Below are 18,996 nucleotides of genomic sequence, written 5' to 3' on the forward strand. Positions count from 1 at the left end.
CCGCGCCCAAACATCTGGCGGCCGTCCGCACCAACTTCATCGACCTTCTGACCGATGACCAACTCGACACCCTTGCCGAGATCGGCGATGTCGTCGCCGAACACCTCCGGTCCACATACGCGGATCCAGCAAGCGCCAAGCACTCTGACGACTGTTGACCGAGAAAGCACGAAAGGCTCCAGCACCATGTCACAACCAAACACCCCCACCACGCCGACCGAGCCGTTCATCGTCGAAGTATGGAGCGACGTCGGATGCCCCTTCTGCTATATGGGCAAAAACCGTCTCGCCAAAGCGATTTCACAGCGACCCGACGCCGATCGCTTCGAGGTTCGCTTCCGCTCGTTCGAGCTCAACCCGGCGGCCGCAACCCAGCCCGAGCCGATGCCTGTGGCATTTGCCCGTGCCCATCCCGGAGTCACCACCGAACAGTTCATGCAGATGGAAGGACAGGCTAAACAGATGGCCGCCGCCGACGGTCTTCCGTATTCGCTCGATCGACTGAGCGGCAACACATTTGGAATCCACCGGGTCGCCCACTACGCCGCCGAGAAGGGTGTCGGCGCAGAGTTCTACTCGACAGTCCAAGACCGCTTCTTCGAGGGCACCCTGAATCCGTTTGATGCCGACGACCTCATCTCGGTGGCAACAGAACTCGGGCTTGATTCCGATGAGGTGCGCGACGTCGTGACCAGCGAGCGCTACTCCGACGAGGTGACTGCCGACATCGACCAAGCACGCGAGTACGGCGTCCGAGGCGTACCTTTCGCGGTCTTCGGCAATCAGCTCGCGGCTCAGGGAGCCCAATCCGTCGAGGGCTACGCCGCCGCACTGGCACAAGCGTTCCCGGTTAGAGAGGCGGCGACCCGATGACTGCCGAAACACCACATCCCATCCTTCGACTGGTCGGGGGGCCTGCCGCGATCTGCGATGCGGAGACCGGCATTTGCGAGATCCCCAACGCCGGCGTCCCAGCATCCACCGAGACGCCGATTCCCCGGGAGCAGGCAACGCAGATCCAGCCACAGCCGAATCCCTGAATGCGCCCAAGCACCACAACACCACAGCGGTTGCCGAATCTCTGAAGGATTCGGAAACCGCTGTGGCGACTACTCTTTGTTTCTAGCTACCTTGAGGTGACGCCACCTGCTTGCCGTTGACAAAGAACTGGCCGGCAAACTGCGTTGCCGGGTCGTAGTAGAGGTAGCTGAAGTGACGCTTGGCGAACTTCCAGCCTGTCGCGGTACGCACATACTCGTCGTCGTAGACACCGTGCAACGTCTGCCCCGTCCCGTCGTGCCGATAGCCCAGTTCGGTGATGTACGTACGTCCGGTAGCACTGTCACTGTCGACTTCGACGAGAACCTGGTGGACCTGCTGAATGAACGTAGCCCACATCGCTTCAGCCCCTGCCGCAAACCCTGCGGCGAGCTCCGCACCCGAGCCGGTCATCGTGACATCCAGCGGCGGGGCGATGACCCACACACCGGAGTCCGACCAGACATCGGCGAAGGCGTCGACATCGACCCTGGTCACCGCGTCGGCGAACCGCGCCGACAGCGCAATGAGTTCCTCTTGATCAGACATGGGCAACCTCCTCGTTATCACGACCGGAGTCCCGATCGCATCCCATAACCAGTTAAACTGAGGGCCAACCTCAAGTTATTCCCGGGTTCAACCCGTTGATGGGCGCTGTTTCGGCTAGCCGACCTCGACAAGTTCCGGCAACGGGTCTCGACGATCCGATACGCCCGCGCGCCGCGCTGTCTCCGCAGTGACCTTTCCATCACGGAAGAACTCCAGCCACAACTGATTCACGAGTTCCGGCTGATCCGTCTGGCCCTGGTGCCCGGTCTTCTCCGGGTAGAAGAACTGCACATTCGTGAGAGCATCCTCCTGCGGGTATCCGAACACATCGTGCGGAACGAGGATGTCTTCTTTCCCGTACAGATAGATCCCCGGTATGGACAACTTGTCCAAGCGACCCTTGGTGGACAGACGGGCTGAAATATCGGGGTCCTCACCACCGAAGGCATACAGGGTGCGGCGCTCGTAGTAGTCCTGATGACGAAGCGCAGCGGCGGTGCGCATGTCGACGAGATCATCGGTCACCGCGGATGCATCGAGGATGATGGCCGACATCATTGCACGCATCGACTCCCGGGTTCCGTCGAAGGACATGATGCTGGGGCGCTCCCGACTCTCCCGACCCGGGCGCAAGTCCGGAGACGGCACGAGATCACCCACGCCGCCGGCAATGAGCGCGAAGCTCAGCACCCGCTCGGGGTGCGCGACGGTGTAGTTCACCGAATTCAAGCAACCCATCGAATTGCCCGAGATATGGAACTTGTCCAGACACAGCGCGGTCACGAAGTCATGCAGGAAGTCGACATGTGCGGCATTTCCATGCTCTGCCGGGTAGGCGTCCTCGTAGTCCGATGTCAGACCGAACCCCGGCATATCCGGACAATAGACCCGAAAGCCATTGGCGCCCAAGAACGGGGCCATGAATCGAAACCCGGCCAACGCCGATGACCCGATGATGCCCCCGTGCAGCAGGATCACCGCGGGCCCCGTTTCCCCGGACGTCATGTAGTGCGCGTTCGCACCGCTCGCCAGTCGGACGTTCCGACTCAGCATCCCGGGGACAGTGATAGTTCCTTCGTTATTCAAAGTCATCGTGAAACTTTCTATGGTGGTGTTGTCGGTGCAGAGTGAAGCGGGCCGGACGAGTCAGTCCTCGGCGCCCAAACCGTCCATGACCTCGGCTCCCGGCGGCGGCCGATGACCCCATACGCTTGCGGCGTCGAAGTGGCCGGTGGTGTGATCGCCACCGACGAGCATTCCGCCGTAACCGTATTCGACCTTCACGCCGGAAGGGCTCTCGCAGTAAAACGAGAGCATGTGGTCATTGGTATGCCGACCCAGCGTGAGACTCAACGGCACATCGTTGTCGACTACTCGATCCAATGCCCTTCCGACGGCGTCGATCTCGTCCACTTCCAGCATGAGGTGCTGCAACGCGGGCTCCACGCCCGGTAGCGCCACGAAGGCGACGGTGTGATGCCGCGGGTTGGGCGAGGTGAACGAGCAATCCGGCCCCATTATCAACATGTCGCTGACGCGGAAACCCAGAGTGTTCACATAGAATTCGCGAGTCTTCTCATGGTCGTCGACAAACAGCACGATGTGACCGAGGCCCTGGGTTCCGGTGACGAAATGCGCGCCGCGCGGCGAGACGAACGGCTCGCGATCGCTCTTGGCGCCATAGAAGAACTCGATGGGGTGCCCGGACGGATCCAACGCGGTGAAAACGTCGAGAACACCGCGGCGTGCCGCCAGCTCGGGCACCTCGGTGATCTGGGTTCCGCTGTTGGCCAGTCGCTTTCGCAGACTGTCGAGAGCTTCGCGAGTCGATACTTCGAGGCCGATTCCGACGACGCCTCCGTTGCTCCCGGGCTCAACCGCGATCCGCCAACTCCGCTCATCCACCCGTAGGTAGAGCGCATCGTCGTCGGTCCCGTCGGGCGATCTCGTAACCTGGAGTCCGAGAATGGATTCAGCGAATTCTCGCCAGGCTGGTAGGTCCTCTGCCGTGATGACGAGGTACCCGAGTGATGTGACTTCCGGGGTCATGTCAGCACCTTCCGGTTCGATTACTTGGTGGTTCGATCGACGCTATGGATACGTGCATCAAGTCACAATCGTCACGTTCCGCATGCCGGACCAAAAGTCTGTCGATCACTCGCGGCGTCATCATTCGGTTGGGCCGGACCGCATAGCGGAACAACACACTTCCCTGGTCACTACCGGTTCGCCCAAGGTGTCGCCTATGAGCAACAGCATCGCCGACCCCACGGTCGCCCACTACTCAGAACCGGATGCGGTCCGATCAGCGGCACGACGGCTGGTTCGGGCGGCCCGATCCGGCACACCCTGCGATCCGGTGCGAGACCTCATCGGAAGCACCGATGTCGCCGTCGCCTACTCGGTGGCCGAACTCGTCAGCCGCGAGCGGGTCTCAGCGGGCGCACACATCGTCGGACGCAAGATCGGTCTCACGTCGGCAGCGGTACAGGCCCAACTCGGTGTCGACCAGCCCGACTTCGGGTTTTTGCACTCCGACATGGAGTTCCTCGGCGGCGACGAAATCCCGGCAGGCGCGGTCCTGCAGCCACGAGTGGAAGCGGAGATCGCATTTGTGTTGGCCGCCGATCTGGTTGGCACCTCCATTACCGAAGACCAGGTACGCGACGCCATCGCGTACGCGGTACCGGCGCTCGAAATCTGCGGCAGCCGTATCCGCGACTGGGATATCTCCCTCGCCGACACCGTCGCCGACAACGCCTCGGCCGGCGCATTCGTTCTTGGACCACGCCACATCGCCATCGACCACGTCGAGCCGCGAGAGGTGGACATGGTGATGACCGTCGATCGCGAAGTCGTGTCGACCGGGTCGGGCAGCGCATGCCTGGGTGACCCGATCCGCGCCGTGACGTGGTTAGCCAATCAGGCACAGTGTTTCGGTCAACCATTGCGCGCCCGCCAGGTGATACTGTCCGGCGCCCTTGGCCCCATGGTTCCGGTGCGTCCCGGCGCCTCGGTCCGCGCCGACCTCACCGGACTTGGCGCTGTCACAGTGCAATTCGCAGCGGTCGACAACCCCGAAGCGCCCGACTCCGACGACGCAGACGAGCCGACCGCACTCCCACCCGCCACACGCAAGCCGGAGGACAAGTGAACACCACCACGAAGGTCGCAATCATCGGATCGGGAAACATTGGCACCGATTTACTCATCAAGATCCTTCGGACCAGCAACACCCTTGAGGTAGCCGCGCTGGTAGGAATCGACCCGTCGTCCGATGGGCTCGCCCGCGCCCGCCGCCTGGGTATCGCCGCCGTCGACAGTGGCGTCGACGGACTCATCTCCCTGCCCGACTTCGACGACATCGAGATCATCTTCGACGCCACCTCCGCCAAGGCCCACGAGTTCAACGCTGCACGTCTGGAACCCTTCGGCAAACGCTTGGTCGACCTCACGCCTGCCGCTATCGGCCCCTACGTGGTGCCCGCTGTCAACCTGGATCAGCACATAGGGGCGACCAACGTCAACATGGTGACCTGCGGCGGACAGGCCACCATCCCCATCGTCGCGGCGATCAGCGCCGAAGCACCGGTCCCCTACGCCGAGATCGTGGCATCGATTGCGTCCGCGTCGGCGGGCCCGGGCACCCGGGCCAATATCGATGAGTTCACTGAAACAACCTCGGCGGCCATCGTCGCGGTCGGCGGTGCCGCGCGCGGCAAAGCCATCATCATCCTCAATCCCGCCGACCCTCCACTCATCATGCGTGACACAGTTTTTGCCCTCATCGAAGCGCCAGATGTCGCCACCCGCGAAAGTATCCGGGAATCAATTGCGACCATGGTTGCTGCCGTGTCGGCCTACGTGCCCGGTTACCGACTGAAACAAGAGGTTCAGATAGCGGAGGTTCCCGCCGACCAGACCGTGGAAACGCTCCTACCGCTCGGTGCAACCCGTCCGACACATCAGGTTTCGGTGTTTCTCGAGGTGGAGGGCGCCGCCCACTACCTACCCGCATACGCCGGCAATCTCGACATCATGACCTCCGCCGCCCTTCGGACCGGCGAACGCATTGCAGCACTGCTGACTTCCCCACTGACAGGCGGACGATGAGTACACCGATCTACATTCAAGACGTCACACTCCGCGACGGTATGCACGCCGTCCGTCACCAACTGTCGACCGCACACGTCGCGGAGATTGTCACCGCACTCGACTCGGCCGGCGTCGACGCCATCGAAGTCGCACACGGAGATGGGTTGTCGGGCGGCTCACTGAACTACGGTCCCGGCTCGCACTCGGATTGGGCATGGATTGAAGCGGCCGCATCGGTCATCTCCAGGGCGCGCTTGACCACGCTCCTGCTCCCCGGCGTCGGCACCGTCGAAGACCTCCGGCTTGCACACGAACTCGGTGTCACATCGGTACGGATTGCCACCCACTGCACCGAAGCCGATATCTCGGCACAACACATCGACGCGGCCCGCGACCTCGGCATGGACGTGTCCGGTTTTCTGATGCTGTCGCACATGGCATCTCCCGAGCAGCTCGCCAACCAGGCGCGGCTAATGGAATCGTATGGGGCCCAATGTGTCTATGTGACCGACTCCGGCGGCCGGTTGACCATGTCAGATGTGGTCGCCCGGGTACGCGCCTATCGTGACGTACTCGACGACGACACTCAGATCGGCATTCACGCGCATGAGAACCTCTCACTGTCAGTTGCCAATTCAGTGGTCGCGGTGGAGAACGGCGTCTATCGGGTCGATGCCTCGCTCGCCGGGCAGGGTGCCGGCGCGGGGAACTGCCCGATCGAGGCCTTCGTGGCGGTCGCCAACCTTTCCGACTTCGAGCACCGTTGCGACCTCTTTGCACTCCAAGATGCCGCCGACGATCTCGTTCGCCCACTGCAGGATCGGCCGGTTCGCGTTGACCGCGAGACCCTTTCGCTCGGCTACGCGGGCGTGTATTCAAGCTTCCTGCGGCACGCCGAGACTGCGGCGCGCCGATTCGGCCTCGATACCCGTGACATTTTGCTCGAATGCGGGCGCCGCCGTCTGGTCGGCGGACAGGAAGACATGATCATCGACATCGCACTGGAACTCACCGCTGATCTTGCGGCATCCATACGATGACAAGTCGACAAGCGCGACCACAGGACGTGCTATCCGAGTTCGACTTGCTCCCAGAGAAGTTCGCATGGGGAGTTCTGCTGACGGTATCCGCGGTCCAAATGGTGGTCGTCGTGGAGAACACCATCACCAATGTGGCACTCCCGTCGATCCAGCGTGATCTCGGATACACGCAGAGTCTGTCATCGTGGGTGGTCACCGCATACGCCCTGACCTTCGGGACACTCCTGCTTGTGGGCGGACGAATCGCCCAAACCATTGGTTATCGTCGGGCAGCACTGATCGGCCTGGTCGGCTTCTGCCTGGCATCCGGACTCGGCGGTGCCGCAAAGGGATTCGGCATGCTGGTCACTGCCCGCACGCTGCAGGGCGTCTTTGCCGCCCTCCTCGCACCCACCGTGCTGGCTGCACTGTCGTCGAACTTTCCCACTGGAACCCAGCGCGCCCGGGCGTTCGGCATCCTGGCGGCCGTCACCGGGATCGGAGTGGTTGCCGGCTCGGTCCTCGGCGGCGTCCTGACTGAGTACCTGTCGTGGCGCTGGACCTTGTATGCCACCTGCCTGCTGTCGGCAACGACCATTGTCGGAGTACTCTTCTGGCTGCGAGCAGCACCGACCGGTCGACGGCATCCCATCGATGCCTTCGGCGTGACCCTCTCTGCTGTAGCGCTTTTCACTACGGTGTACGGATTCACGGAAGCATCGCGGTCGGGGTGGACATCCCCCATCGTGATCGGCACTCTCGCGATCTCGGCATGCAGCTATGTCGCGTTCCTCATAGTGGAGTCGCGTGTCCAATCGCCATTGCTTGCCTTACGAGTGTTGGGCAATCGGGTGCGCTCGGCCGCGTACCTCAATCGACTGACCACGTCGATCTCGACGTTTGGCCTCATGTTCATGATGACCTACCTGCTGCAGGACGTCATGAACTACTCCGCGGTGGCAACGGGATTCGCGATGGCGCCCATGGTGGTCGGTATCATCGTAGGCTCCAACGCCGGATCATTGATCCTGCTGCGCACCATCGGAGCGCGCGGGGCGGCGACGGTCGGCATGCTGATCGCCGGCGGCGCACTGATCGCTTTGACCCGCATCAGCCCATACACCCAGTACGCTCCAGATATCCTTGTGCCACTGCTGATTTTCGGGTTCGGCCAAGGTATCGCCACCACAGTCGCGATGAATGTGGCGACCATGGGTCTGGACACCGACGACATCGGGGCCGGCTCCGCGCTGGTCAACGTGATGCAGCAGGTGGGTGGCGCGGTCGGCCCGGCCCTGCTGGCCACGATCGCCGCCACGTCGATCAGTTTCGAGGACGATCCGTCGATTGCCGCGCAGATCGACGGCTATTCAGCAGGTTTCGTGGCTTCAGCGGCAATCATCATGATCGGCGCGGTGCTGGTCTGGTTGCTCGGCACGTCAAGTACACCCATTGGTGACACGGTGGACCGCGAACCCCCCACCCCTCACATCGAGCTCGAACCGTGAGCTTCTTGACCAAACGACGAAAAGGAGTGCCCTCATGACCTGGCTGCTTGCCTGCGGAGTAGACGAGTTGGACGACGGCGACGCACGCCGCATCCACACTCTGCCCCCGATTGCGCTCTATCGCGTCGGTGACGAGTTCTACGCCACCGATGACACCTGTTCCCACGCCGAGTCATCGCTCTCAGAGGATGGCTACCTCACTGGCGACCAGGTGGAATGCGGTTTTCACTTCGCCAAGTTCTGTGTCCGCGACGGGCGAAACCTGTCACTTCCCGCAACCACACCCCTTGCGACGTTCGACGTGAAAATCGGCGACGATGGCGTCTACATCGACATCGGCGACCGGCCGTACCGCGACGGGTGACAAACGGATGACGGGTAGCAGGCGGATATTGTTGACGCGTCAACGTGTCCTGAGTAACATTGTGTCATGTGTAGCAGTTCGCATCACAGTCGCCATCCCAATCTAAGCAGCCGCCGCATGCGCGCCATCCGCCAGGACCCCCGCACCGAAACCCACAAACCGGGGCACAGCGAATGACGGCGGCTACCCACCGCCCTCGCGACCCTCACACTGCCAATCCGGATGTCCTGTCGTCCGCTATGGCGGCCGTGCAGTCCGTCATACCCGCGGACGAGACGCACGATCACGGACTCCACCCCGATAACTCGCTCAATTCAGTCCAGAAGGCATTGGCCCTACTCAATGCACTCGCATCGGTCGGTTCCAAAGCCGGGCTGACCGACCTGGCGCGGCGGGTCGGCATCCCCAAGTCCACCGCCTACCGACTGCTGTCCGTGCTGACCGACGCCGGGATCGTCGAACGCCGCGGAACCGACTACCTTCTTGGGCTTCGGCTCTTCGAATTGGGCGCAGCGACCAGCCGACCGGCGTCGCTCAACCTTCGCGAACGCGCCCTGCCCTTCTTGGAAGACCTATACGAACAGACCCACCAGACGGTCAACCTCGGCATCCTTGAGGGTGACGAAGTCTTGTACATCGAGAAGATTTTCGGTCACCGCTCACCAACGACGCCGTCGCACGTCGGCGGCCGCCTCCCGGCGTCGTGCGTCGCCCTGGGAAAGGCCATGCTCGCCTTCAGCGGGCCCGGCATCGTTCGCCGCCTCGCGTCCCAGCCGCTAGCGGCGATGACCTCCAGGAGCACGATCCAACCGGGCCTACTGCTGAATGAGTTGAAAGCAGCGCGAGCCTCCGGAGTGGCCTTCGATCGAGAAGGCGCCGAACTGGGACTCACCTGCGTCGCCGCACCGATCTTTGACGTCGACAAACACGTCGTCGCCGCAGTATCGGTGTCGTCATCGTCATTCCATTTCGATGAGAAGGTGCACGCCCGGGCGGTGGTTCGGGCTGCCCACATGATCTCCACAACCGTGATGCCGTGGCTGGAGCCACAGCGCACCCAACCCAATCGAGATTAGATCTACTTGAAATCGACCCCGCCGCGACATCAATGGCGGCGAGGTCGATCAGAATAGCGTCGATGAGGATCGGAACAGCCAGACTGTCACCAAGGATCGATGTCCACACGCCCCACTGAATCGAGTTCTGCGAACTGCTCAGCGTCGAGCGTCACTCCGAACGCCTCGACCGCAGAATCGAGCTCGTCGACCGACTCGGGACCGATGATGGCAGTCGCAACGCCAGGGCGACTCCACAGCCACTGCATCGCCAAATGCGCAGGTGCCACCCCCCAACGTCGGGCCAGGCCCGACAATTCGACCGCGACGCGCCGCTGAGTATCGGTGAACGCGAACGGCACCCCAAACCGTTTCATCCCCGCGTGCGAACGGTCCAGGACCTCGGCACCCGCCAACGCACCGCCGGCAAGCGGACTGAAGCAGGTCAAGGAGACCCCCAATTCGCTTGCGGCCGGGACTACTTCAACTTCGGGTCCGCGGCTGATCATGTTGTAGTGAATTTGGTTCAGTATCGGCCGAGGCAGACTGTGGGAATCTGCCACCATCACCGCCTGCGTCATCTGCCAACCAAGGTGATCCGACAGCCCGACGTATCGAATTTTTCCCTGCTGCACAAGGGAATCCAAGGTGTCCAGCGTCTCCAGAATTGGAGTATCCGGATCCGGATGATGAAGGTGGTAGATGTCGATGTGGTCGGTGCCGAGCCGAGTCAGCGAACGATCGACCTCACGCATGATATGAAATCGGCTCAAACCGCCACCGGTATTCACCTGCCCGGGAATCGTCAGTCCGCCGTCGTTGACGCCGTCACCGACAGGTTCGCCCACCTTGGTACACACCAGCACGTCATCGCGCCGGCCACGCAGCGCCTCGCCCAATACTTCCTCGGCGTAGCGCCGTTCCGATGCCGGCGGAAGTCCAGGACGATCAAACGCCGGCCGGTTACCGTACGTATTGGCACAATCGAAAACATTGATACCGTGGTCGATCGCCGCGTGCACAAGCTTTTCCGCATCCGGCCCAGACGGGGCAAGTCCGAGTAGGGCTGTGCCCAATGCGATGCGCGACGCCCGCACTCCGCTCCGCCCCAATAGCTGGTACTGCATTCTGACTCCCATCGATCTAAGAAACTGTGTGACATAGGGATTGGCGATCTACGGGTAGGCGGCTACCGCATCGATCCACGGCGCCGCCCCAACCACCAGACGCCGCAACTTTCCGAACATCTTCGGTTGGTCCACCACGACCGCACCGGTGACCACGCCGTCGACGCCGGTGAGCGCCGCCACTCCCGACGAGCGGTCACTGAGCAGGTGCACGTCATGCTGCGGACCGGGTCTACCGATCACCTGGATCCGATGACCGAACTGGTCCGACCACACATACGGCACGGAATTCGGTACCGATTCCGCCCCGACAATATTCGCAGCGATGACGGCCGCTTCCTCACCCGCCGCAGTCCAATGCTCAGTCCGAATCGGGGCACCCTGACCCGGCACCATCCACCGTGCGACGTCGCCGGCGGCGTACACCCCTCCCGCCCCGATGACCCGACCACGGTCATCGCACAGCACACCGTCGGCGATGTCGATACCCGAGCCCTGTAGCCACTCAGTGTTGGGCAAGGACCCGACGCCGACGACAAAAATGTCACCGGCGATCGACCGGCCGTCGGCAAGTTCGACGGCATGCGCGACGCCGTGATCGGCCACGAAACTCGCCACCGTCACTCCACAAAGCAAGTCACTGCCCGCCTCGCCGTGAAACGAACCAAGTAGGCCACCTATCCGGGGGCCCAGTACACGCGCCATCGGCGTCGACATCGCCTCTATGACAGTGACTTCCAATCCCAGATCGCAGCCCACCGAGGCGACCTCCGATCCGATGAAACCCGAGCCGATCACCACCAGCCTGCGGGCGCGACTCATGGCGTCGCGGATGGCGAGCGCATCGTCCAAGGAACGCAGCACATAGACATTCGAGAGATGCTCGGTGCCCGCAAGATTGCGCGCACGAGCACCGGTGGCTATCACGACACTGTCAGCAGATAGATTGGATCCGTCCCGCATAGTGACCGTTCGTTCGGCCACCGACAGGTCGACGGCTTCGACACCCGTCCGCAGGTCGACATCGAGATCGACGAGTTCCTCAGGGGTGGCCAGCGCAAGTTCTGGCGTCTCCACCTTGCCGAGCAGCACAGCTTTCGACAGTGGGGGTCGGTCATACGGGAGGTGAATCTCGTCGCCGATCATGGTGATCTGCGCGTCTGAGCCCAAAGCTCGAAGTGACTGGACGGTGCGGAATCCGGCGAGACTCGCACCGACTATCAAGACTCTCATAGTGGTATCTCCAGATATGGGCCGCCGGTCGTGCCAACGAGAGTGTCGCGGCACGACCGGCGGTGTGGCGGTGTCTGCTCAGAAGAAGACGCTGAGGTTCTTCGACAGCAGCGTCGCCTGGTCCAGAAGGATGGAGCGGCGCACAAGCCGCCACTGCTGTTTGCCCACTCGCCGAATGATGTCGTCCCGGCGACCGACCCACATATCCCATTCGCTCTCGCCCCGAGTGCGATAGGTCAGGAAGTACGACGTGACCTCGAATTCATCTACGACCTCGCTCGGCCTGGCTTCGATATTGGTGACGATGTGCCGAGCACGACTGGGCGGATCCTCGGCCCAGGCCATTCCGGTCCGCAGTCGCACGACTCGCTGCCACATACTCTGCTTGTCGTCTTCGAAGTTGGCGGCTTCGCCGTAAGCGGACGTCTCCTTGTCGATTTCGCGTAACAGCTTGTTGTACCGAACGGGCATCCAGTAGCGCAGGTCGTCAGCGAGCAGCACGAACCATTCCTCGAACCTCCGCTCATCGAGCAGTCGAGCTTCCAGATAGAGGAACTGGCTGATCTCGTAGTGCGTGGCGGCGTCGACTCCCAGTTCTACACTCGGCGCCTCCGGCAGTGCGGCATCCTGTAGTGTCACATCAATCTCCTCACTGCTGCCCGGCGGCGAGTGGCGTTGGAGCACAGTCGCCTTCGGGAATCGGCCACTGGTCGGATTCCATCATTTCCACCCAGCGCCTATAGAAGGCGCGTTGCGGCTCTTCTCCGACGAGTACGTTACCGATTGTGCCCGGATAGTCCTCGCTTGGTCCGTGGTGCCCGATCCCCATCTGGTAGTTGAGCTTGAGGCTGTTGATGACCGTACCGCCGTGCCCAAGGTTCTCGCCGATCTGGCTCCAGTTCTCGCCATCGTCCTGCTCGTAGAGGCCAGCCGCACTGAAGGTGAGCTGCGATTGAATCCGCTGTGCTTCTTTGACTTCCGGCGGGGCAGCCTTGTCGACAAGGGTGAGTGCCCATACCTCGAAGGCATTCGGTCCGCGCGGATGCCAGACGCGAAGGCTGTTCTGTGGCATCAGGTAGGACAGGTTCGGGAAGATGTTGTTGTGTGAGGTGTGGTATCCGAACGGCGCGCCCAAACGCTCGATTTGCTCGGCATGGGTTGATCGGTAGTAGTTGGTCAATACTTCCGACGCGAAGAACACCGGGAACAGCTGACCGCGGGGATCGAAAGAGAATCCGGTCCCATGCCCCCACTGGTCAGAATACTGATATCCCACCACATTGCCGAATGGATTACCGGCACCCTCATCAGCTGACGGAGGATTGACTTCAAACATTGCTGCGGCAGCCGATGCATGACTCATTTGGCCGTGATAGGCATCGCCCGCGAACTGTTCAGCGGCCAGTTTCCAGTTGCCAATGAAGGACCATTTGTGAATACCCGGAAGAACCTCGACCCCGCCCTCTCGACGATCGATCATCACGTCGAGGAACTTGGTCGAGTCACCCAGGTACTCCTGCAGCGATGGGGCTGTCGGATCCCAGTTGCCGAAGTACAAACCTTTGTAGTGATCCAGCTGCGTAACCGGTACCAGCCCGTTCTTGGAGGTATCGAGCTCGTTGAAGTAGCCGTCTTCCAGCCCCGGAACGTTCACGAGCGACCCGTCCATTCCGTACGCCCAGCCGTGGTAAGTGCAGGTGAACGCTTTCGCATTACCGGAGTCGGCCCGGCACACTTTCATTCCGCGATGGCGACACGCATTCAGATAGGCACCGACGGTTCCATCGCGCTTGCGCACAACCAGAATCGGGTCGCCACCCATCCAGGTGGTGAAGAAGTCCCCGGGCTTGGGAATCTGTGTTTCATGGGCCAGGAACAACCACGACCTGGCAAAGATCTTCTCCTGCTCCTGTCTGTAAATCGCTGGATCAGAGAAGATGGCGGCATTCACCAATCCTTCATCCATGTCCACGTGGTGAGCGACATCTGCCATACCGGCGCCTCCTTGGCATCTCAGGCTGCTGTTCGCAGAGATCGGGTCTATCCATTCCCGATGTGACATGGACCATAGGTTTGCCCCGCGCACGTGAACAACGGACCTGTGCCACATGCCGGACCGACCACATCGAATCGACTCGCGGTACGCCAAGCGACTGCGGATAACGCGTCTGCGTGCATCGGAAGCCCCCCGATACGCTTCGCACCATCTTGACGGGGGCACGTGAAGCACGTGCGTTACCACAGCGCGTCGCCGAAGGAGTTGATCGACGCACCGGGCTGGCCGCGCGCCTCCTCGTACACAGCCAGCGACGCCACGTAAATGAGCGGAACCGAACTCTGAATCGCCCTGGTTCTGCCGGAGGCTCGGGCTATTGGATTTCGACCAGGTGTTGGTCGCTCCGTTGGGCATCGTAGGACGCGGCTTCGAACTCGGTCGGCGGTAGGTCGTCGAGGTAGCCGTGGAGGCGGGTGGTGTTGTGCCAGTGCACCCAGCCCAGGGTGGCCAGTTCGACGTCCTCGACGGTCTTCCACGGGCCGCTGCGGGCGGGCCCGTAGATCAGCTCGGACTTGTAGTTTCTGCGGTGGGGTCCGCCCGGGTCGTCTTGACCCGTTTGCCGCGCCGGGCCCCTTCGATGCCGGCCACCCGCATCAGACGGGCCACCTGATCGCGGCCCACGTCGTTCCCGGCTCGACCGGCGGCTTTCCACAGCTTGCGGGCCCCCGTAGACCTTGTAGTTGTCCTCCCACAGCGTCACCAGCGCGGGCCCAGCTCCGCGTCGCGTTGGGCGCGTGCCGACGGTGCGCGGGTCTTGGCGTCGTAGTAGGTGCTCGGGACCATCGACACCCCTGCGGTGCGCAGGACGGTGCAGATGGGCTCGACCCCGAAGTCGCCTCTGGTGGCGTCGATGACGGCGACTATTTCTTGTGTTGGCGCATCGTGCACCGCCGGACAAGAAACTGGCTGCTTGTTTCAGAATCTCGTTGGCGCGCTTGAGTTCTCGGTTATCCTGCTCAAGCTCTTTGATATGCGCGGACTCCGCGGTGGAACCCCTGGCGCCAGGCCTTCGTCGATGTCGGCCTGACGGACCCGGGACCGCACCGACTCGACTCCGTATCCGAGCTGGCGGGCAACCCGCGCGACCGTGCCCTGCTCGGTGCCCAGCTCAGCCCTCAGACTCCGGACCATCCGCACCGCGGCGACCTTCTCCTCCGGGCTATAGCGGCGTGCGGTCGGCTTCCCAGCAGACTGTTCCTTCGGCATGACTCCATCCTCGTTTCCAAGGTCAGGAGCCTCTGAGATTTCCAGGGCGATTCAGGAGGACGACCAGCCGCCAAACCCAGTAGCGGCCTAACACACGCAGGTCTCAAACCCCTTGACAAGTTCCAGCGTGAGAAATTGCAGAGTTCGCACTCGATCGGACCTGGCTCCCCGTACCCTCGCAATTCAGGCTGATTCGGCCGGACGGCGATACGGCGTTGCGACCGAGCGTAGGAATTCTTCCCACCCCAGTGGGGCACCCGACCGATGTACGACACTGTTGGCTTGGATCAGCGCGGTCAGGGCATCGGCACTGGCAAACGCGGTGTGGTAGCCGGCCTCATGGGTATCGGTCAGCAGAGTGGCGCCCAACTCCATGACCTGGGCGCAGGAGTTTGCGACCTGGTCGGGTAGTGGAACCGGAGTCGAGAGCACGTCGGACAGGAGGCGGTCGGTGCGCTGCACGTCAAAGAGGGTGACCAGGTAGCGCTCGAAGCGCTCGGCGGGACCATTGCTCTGCGCGACGGCCGCGCGGATCCGATCCCACTGGGCCTGAGCTGCCATCGGCAGCACCTCATCGAGCAGGCATTCACGATTCCGATAGTGGTTGTAGAGGGTTCCGATGCTGACTCCAGCCTCCCGAGCGACGTCTTCCAGCGGTGCATCGATGCCGCGCGCCATGAATGTTGTCAACGCGGCGTTGCGGAGGCGTTCCGCGTTGAGTCGGGCGTCGCGGCGCTTTGCTGTGGGCATGGGTGATTCACCTAACTTGAGGAATAGTCTCAGGATACCTAGGCTTGAGATGAGGGCGTGCCTCAACTTGTGTGCGCGCTCGGTCATGGACTGAGTACACTCGACTCGAACGACTTGGAGTAACGATGACGACCATCGCTGTAGTTGGTGGAACCGGTTATGCAGGCGGGTTCATCGCCGCCGAAGCGGCTCGGCGCGGACATCAGGTGATCGTGGCCAGCCGTAGCGCGGACCGGTCAGCGACCGCCGCCGACAACGTGGAGTACCGCAAAGTAGACGTCCTCGATGACCAGCAGCTTGCTGGAGTCGTCGCGGGTGCGGACGTGGTGATTTCGGCGCTGTCACCTCGGGGGGAACTCGACGGCAAGCTCGGCGATGTTGACCGGCGCATCGCCGACCTGGTTGGTGCAGCGGGGTCCCGGCTCCTCGTAGTCGGCGGCTACAGCTCGCTACGCCAAGAAGCTGACGGACCGCGGATCATCGACGCCGGCTTCCCGCCCGCGACCGAAGCCGAGCTCGACGGCCAACTGGCCGCCCTCATCAACGAGGCATCGCAGATGAATGCAATCCTGCTCGACTTGCTCGACCGGAAAGACGACCTGAACTGGACCTTCTTCTCGCCGGGTCTGGAATTCGGGGCACATGTCCCGGGTGAGGCGACAGGGCAGTATCGGATTGGTACCGACGGTACTGTTCTGGCCGATGCCGCAGGCGTATCTGCCATCGGGGGCGCTGACTTCGCCGTCGCACTCATCGATGAAGCCGAAGCCGGTAAGTACCCACGCGCACACATCGCCGTCGCGTACTGAGCGCGAGTTCTCCGCAAACCACGCGGGAACGTGCGCCGCATCGACGCCGTCGACGTTCCCGGTGTTGGTTTGGCATGGCGTTTCGGTGGGCCGCACGGTCACCGACAGGCAGGGCAGGGCCACGAAGAAGAGCAGCGGGGCGCCACGATCCTCTCAGCGCAGGCTCGAGTCGGTTCGCGACGCGGCGACTGGTGGTGGCCATCGCCGAACGCGCGGTACGGTCGAGGTGAACTCGGTACCCGGTCGACGCAAATCAGCGCCTGATCGATGCACATGAGCGCACCGTCGACGCCGAAGCGACCCAGCCGCTCAGCCCTGAGGCCGGCGAGGTAAGGGCCGTTGCCCTACCGCCAGGCGGGACGCACGATGGACACACCATACCGTCCAGATCGCCGAGCAGGCTGCCAGCGTCAGCAATTCGCTTGTCAGCCACCACAGTCGGCCACCGGCGACGGTGTTGGATGGGTCCTGGACGATGAGGACCGCCGCCCCCACATCCAACGCAACGACCGCACCCGACGGCCAGGCGGCGCGAGCCTCGAGATGATGCTTCTCCTCGATGACCGCGGCCGCACGCACCTCCCTGCCCGACACTGCGGCATCGTCGTTCAGGTCTGCCAGCGCGACGAAGAGGTCGGGGTCGCGCCGCACCTGCGCCGTCCGCCGATACGACAGCACCCACCCGCCCACCGCAACAACGGCGACGAGGAGTGAAAGATAGACCACACCTAAGGCTAACCACTCATGCGGCGCCGAGTCGCGATGACTTCGGCCACGGCGTCGGCTCTACCTGTGTGACCCTGTCCGGCACAGGACACCGCACAAAACCGCAGGAGACCCCCGATGCACACCATGATGTTCCTGAACCTGCCCGTGGACGACCTCGCCCGCTCGCGGAAGTTCTTCACCGACCTCGGCTACAGCATCAACGAGAAGTTCTCCGACGAGAACGCGATCACCGTGGTCCTCGGCGAGAGCTTCGTCGCGATGCTCCTCACACGCGACTTCTTCGGTTCCTTCCATCCCGCGACCACCGCTGACGCGACGACCACCAAGGAGTGCATCATCTGCCTCGACGGCGAGTCCCGCGACGCCGTCGACGCCATGGTCGACCGGGCGATCGCAGCCGGCGCCAAGCCGGGTGACACCGAGGACCACGGCTTCATGTACGGCCGCAGCTTCGACGACCCCGACGGCCACTCGTGGCAGATCGCGTGGATGGATCCGGCTGTCATGCAGGGCGATACGGCCGACTCCTGAGCACGGGGTCGGATGCGCCGAGATGAACCGCGAGCATCCGCCGCACCGACTCGGGCCACGCGAAGGCGGCGGCCCGCTGCCGAGCAGCACGTTCACGCTGCGCACGCGGCACCGTCATCACCCGCCCGATCGCGGAAGCGAAAGCGGCACCGGAGTTCTCGGCGACAGCACCGCAGGTGTCGTCGACGAGTTCGTTGACCGCGGACGAGCGGGAGGCGACGACGGGCGTCCCCGATGCGAGCGATTCGAGTGCGGCCAGGCAGAAGGTTTCGTGCGGACCGGGCGCCAACGAGACGTCGGTGCTGGCCAACAACGCCGCCACCTGCCCGCGATCGGGGACGTGACCGAGAAAGGTCACCGGTAAGCCGCGACCACGTGCGCTGTGCTGCAACGCCGTTCGCATCGGCCCGTCTCCGGCGACGACGAGATGCGCGGGTATCCCGGCGCGGTCCAGTCGGGCCACCGCGGCGATGCTGCGGTCGGCGCGCTTCTCCACCGACAGCCGACCGCAGTGCACCAGCAACGCGGCATTCGGTTCGGTCCACCGCTGATGCAGTTCGGGATCGAGCCGGCGCGGATCGAACAGGTCGAGGTCGACGCCGAGCGGTACGCGAACGAGGTTGTGCGCACCGATCTTCTCGAACTCGGTGGCGGCAAATGCGGTGGTGCACACCACTGCGTCGTAGTTGTCCGCGGTGGCACGGTTGGCGCGGTCGGCGAGCGCTCGGGCCGCGGCGGCCGGCAGCATCAGGCCGAGGAGTCGATCGAGTCGCTCGTGCGACACCATCGTCGAGTGGATGTCACGGCGTCGGGCCCAATTTCCGAAGCCGCGCAACGTGAGTCGGTCCGACACCTCGATGGCATCCGGTCGCAGCGTCGCAAGAATGTCGGCCACACGTCGTGGTGGGGCCAGCCGGTAGCCGCCGG

Annotated in this window: 19 protein-coding genes and 1 pseudogene; 9 read left to right on the forward strand and 11 right to left on the reverse strand. The window is 63.0% G+C overall.

Features of this window, described 5'->3' with window-relative positions; genetic code table 11:
* Positions 1-87: 87 nt before the first annotated feature.
* Complete coding sequence (locus B1964_RS28410; protein ID WP_216354296.1) at positions 88-873, forward strand: DsbA family oxidoreductase; 786 nt, start codon at positions 88-90, stop codon at positions 871-873.
* A gap of 249 nt (positions 874-1,122) precedes the next feature.
* Here the strand turns inward: B1964_RS28410 and B1964_RS28415 are convergent, their stop codons facing one another.
* The 3 genes from B1964_RS28415 to B1964_RS28425 form a co-directional block, all read right to left on the reverse strand.
* The gene (locus tag B1964_RS28415; protein WP_079932175.1) at positions 1,123-1,587 is read right to left on the reverse strand and encodes a nuclear transport factor 2 family protein; all 465 of its coding nucleotides are present in this window, start codon (positions 1,585-1,587) and stop codon (positions 1,123-1,125) included.
* 114 nt (positions 1,588-1,701) lie between these two features.
* Positions 1,702-2,640 carry an alpha/beta hydrolase gene (locus tag B1964_RS28420; RefSeq protein ID WP_253194255.1) on the reverse strand — a complete coding sequence of 313 codons (939 nt, stop codon included), beginning with the start codon at positions 2,638-2,640 and terminating at the stop codon, positions 1,702-1,704.
* A 93-nt stretch (positions 2,641-2,733) separates the two neighbouring features.
* A complete protein-coding gene (locus tag B1964_RS28425; protein WP_079932177.1) occupies positions 2,734-3,636 on the reverse strand; it encodes a VOC family protein in 903 nt (300 codons plus the stop codon).
* Between the two features lie 196 nt (positions 3,637-3,832).
* Between B1964_RS28425 and B1964_RS28430 the strand changes: the two genes are divergently transcribed.
* The 6 genes from B1964_RS28430 to B1964_RS28455 all read left to right on the forward strand — a co-directional run bounded on the left by B1964_RS28430 (position 3,833) and on the right by B1964_RS28455 (position 9,649).
* Complete coding sequence (locus B1964_RS28430) at positions 3,833-4,741, forward strand: fumarylacetoacetate hydrolase family protein (RefSeq protein ID WP_079932178.1); 909 nt, start codon at positions 3,833-3,835, stop codon at positions 4,739-4,741.
* Entirely contained in the window at positions 4,738-5,700 is a 963-nt protein-coding gene (locus tag B1964_RS28435; RefSeq protein WP_079932179.1) for an acetaldehyde dehydrogenase (acetylating), read from the forward strand. Before B1964_RS28430 ends, B1964_RS28435 begins: the two co-directional genes overlap by 4 nt.
* The gene (dmpG, locus tag B1964_RS28440) at positions 5,697-6,722 is read left to right on the forward strand and encodes a 4-hydroxy-2-oxovalerate aldolase (RefSeq protein ID WP_079932180.1); all 1,026 of its coding nucleotides are present in this window, start codon (positions 5,697-5,699) and stop codon (positions 6,720-6,722) included. Before B1964_RS28435 ends, dmpG begins: the two co-directional genes overlap by 4 nt.
* A gap of 98 nt (positions 6,723-6,820) precedes the next feature.
* Entirely contained in the window at positions 6,821-8,209 is a 1,389-nt protein-coding gene (locus tag B1964_RS28445; protein WP_253194256.1) for an MFS transporter, read from the forward strand.
* Between the two features lie 34 nt (positions 8,210-8,243).
* On the forward strand, positions 8,244-8,573 hold the full coding sequence (locus B1964_RS28450) for a non-heme iron oxygenase ferredoxin subunit (protein ID WP_079932182.1): 330 nt from the start codon (positions 8,244-8,246) through the stop codon (positions 8,571-8,573).
* Between the two features lie 248 nt (positions 8,574-8,821).
* The gene (locus B1964_RS28455) at positions 8,822-9,649 is read left to right on the forward strand and encodes an IclR family transcriptional regulator (RefSeq protein ID WP_216354297.1); all 828 of its coding nucleotides are present in this window, start codon (positions 8,822-8,824) and stop codon (positions 9,647-9,649) included.
* A gap of 86 nt (positions 9,650-9,735) precedes the next feature.
* Here B1964_RS28455 and B1964_RS28460 read toward each other — a convergent pair whose 3' ends face one another.
* The 6 genes and pseudogenes from B1964_RS28460 to B1964_RS28485 all read right to left on the reverse strand — a co-directional run bounded on the left by B1964_RS28460 (position 9,736) and on the right by B1964_RS28485 (position 16,087).
* Positions 9,736-10,767 (reverse strand): aldo/keto reductase, encoded by a 1,032-nt coding sequence (locus B1964_RS28460; RefSeq protein ID WP_366664302.1) that lies wholly within the window; start codon positions 10,765-10,767, stop codon positions 9,736-9,738.
* Positions 10,768-10,803: 36 nt separating this feature from the next.
* On the reverse strand, positions 10,804-11,988 hold the full coding sequence (locus B1964_RS28465) for an FAD-dependent oxidoreductase (RefSeq protein WP_079932185.1): 1,185 nt from the start codon (positions 11,986-11,988) through the stop codon (positions 10,804-10,806).
* Between the two features lie 78 nt (positions 11,989-12,066).
* A complete protein-coding gene (locus B1964_RS28470; RefSeq protein WP_216354298.1) occupies positions 12,067-12,627 on the reverse strand; it encodes a 3-phenylpropionate/cinnamic acid dioxygenase subunit beta in 561 nt (186 codons plus the stop codon).
* A 10-nt stretch (positions 12,628-12,637) separates the two neighbouring features.
* Complete coding sequence (locus B1964_RS28475; protein WP_079932186.1) at positions 12,638-13,981, reverse strand: aromatic ring-hydroxylating dioxygenase subunit alpha; 1,344 nt, start codon at positions 13,979-13,981, stop codon at positions 12,638-12,640.
* Between the two features lie 376 nt (positions 13,982-14,357).
* Positions 14,358-15,250: pseudogene (locus B1964_RS28480) on the reverse strand (IS3 family transposase).
* A 183-nt stretch (positions 15,251-15,433) separates the two neighbouring features.
* Positions 15,434-16,087: a TetR/AcrR family transcriptional regulator gene (locus tag B1964_RS28485; RefSeq protein ID WP_079932187.1), complete on the reverse strand. Its 654-nt coding sequence runs from the start codon at positions 16,085-16,087 to the stop codon at positions 15,434-15,436.
* 38 nt (positions 16,088-16,125) lie between these two features.
* On the opposite strand from B1964_RS28485, the gene B1964_RS28490 reads away from it, so the two are divergent.
* A complete protein-coding gene (locus B1964_RS28490) occupies positions 16,126-16,809 on the forward strand; it encodes an NAD(P)H-binding protein (protein WP_079932188.1) in 684 nt (227 codons plus the stop codon).
* A gap of 309 nt (positions 16,810-17,118) precedes the next feature.
* On the opposite strand, the gene B1964_RS28495 is transcribed toward B1964_RS28490, so the two are convergent.
* On the reverse strand, positions 17,119-17,535 hold the full coding sequence (locus B1964_RS28495; protein WP_079932189.1) for a hypothetical protein: 417 nt from the start codon (positions 17,533-17,535) through the stop codon (positions 17,119-17,121).
* Between the two features lie 117 nt (positions 17,536-17,652).
* On the opposite strand from B1964_RS28495, the gene B1964_RS28500 reads away from it, so the two are divergent.
* On the forward strand, positions 17,653-18,069 hold the full coding sequence (locus B1964_RS28500) for a VOC family protein (protein WP_079932190.1): 417 nt from the start codon (positions 17,653-17,655) through the stop codon (positions 18,067-18,069).
* On the opposite strand, the gene B1964_RS28505 is transcribed toward B1964_RS28500, so the two are convergent.
* A partial coding sequence (locus B1964_RS28505) for a glycosyltransferase (protein WP_079932192.1) occupies positions 18,041-18,996 on the reverse strand: 956 nt, incomplete at its 5' end. The two genes, B1964_RS28500 and B1964_RS28505, sit on opposite strands and share 29 nt — an antisense overlap.

Origin of the sequence: Gordonia sp. i37, from assembly GCF_002043085.1 — a bacterium.
GTDB classification, from domain to species: Bacteria; Actinomycetota; Actinomycetes; order Mycobacteriales; family Mycobacteriaceae; genus Gordonia; species Gordonia polyisoprenivorans.

What these genes read in the sequence shown, in the direction of transcription:
- B1964_RS28445 (WP_253194256.1), top strand. Translation starts at nt 6,821, where the DNA reads ATGGTGGTCGTCGTGGAGAACACCATCACCAATGTGGCACTCCCGTCG.
- B1964_RS28425 (WP_079932177.1), bottom strand. Translation starts at nt 3,636, where the DNA reads ATGACCCCGGAAGTCACATCACTCGGGTACCTCGTCATCACGGCAGAG.
- B1964_RS28500 (WP_079932190.1), top strand. Translation starts at nt 17,653, where the DNA reads ATGCACACCATGATGTTCCTGAACCTGCCCGTGGACGACCTCGCCCGC.
- B1964_RS28465 (WP_079932185.1), bottom strand. Translation starts at nt 11,988, where the DNA reads ATGAGAGTCTTGATAGTCGGTGCGAGTCTCGCCGGATTCCGCACCGTC.
- B1964_RS28420 (WP_253194255.1), bottom strand. Translation starts at nt 2,640, where the DNA reads ATGCTGAGTCGGAACGTCCGACTGGCGAGCGGTGCGAACGCGCACTAC.
- B1964_RS28410 (WP_216354296.1), top strand. Translation starts at nt 88, where the DNA reads ATGTCGTCGCCGAACACCTCCGGTCCACATACGCGGATCCAGCAAGCG.
- B1964_RS28475 (WP_079932186.1), bottom strand. Translation starts at nt 13,981, where the DNA reads ATGGCAGATGTCGCTCACCACGTGGACATGGATGAAGGATTGGTGAAT.
- B1964_RS28485 (WP_079932187.1), bottom strand. Translation starts at nt 16,087, where the DNA reads ATGACCGAGCGCGCACACAAGTTGAGGCACGCCCTCATCTCAAGCCTA.
- B1964_RS28430 (WP_079932178.1), top strand. Translation starts at nt 3,833, where the DNA reads ATGAGCAACAGCATCGCCGACCCCACGGTCGCCCACTACTCAGAACCG.
- B1964_RS28460 (WP_366664302.1), bottom strand. Translation starts at nt 10,767, where the DNA reads ATGGGAGTCAGAATGCAGTACCAGCTATTGGGGCGGAGCGGAGTGCGG.
- dmpG (WP_079932180.1), top strand. Translation starts at nt 5,697, where the DNA reads ATGAGTACACCGATCTACATTCAAGACGTCACACTCCGCGACGGTATG.
- B1964_RS28490 (WP_079932188.1), top strand. Translation starts at nt 16,126, where the DNA reads ATGACGACCATCGCTGTAGTTGGTGGAACCGGTTATGCAGGCGGGTTC.
- B1964_RS28450 (WP_079932182.1), top strand. Translation starts at nt 8,244, where the DNA reads ATGACCTGGCTGCTTGCCTGCGGAGTAGACGAGTTGGACGACGGCGAC.
- B1964_RS28415 (WP_079932175.1), bottom strand. Translation starts at nt 1,587, where the DNA reads ATGTCTGATCAAGAGGAACTCATTGCGCTGTCGGCGCGGTTCGCCGAC.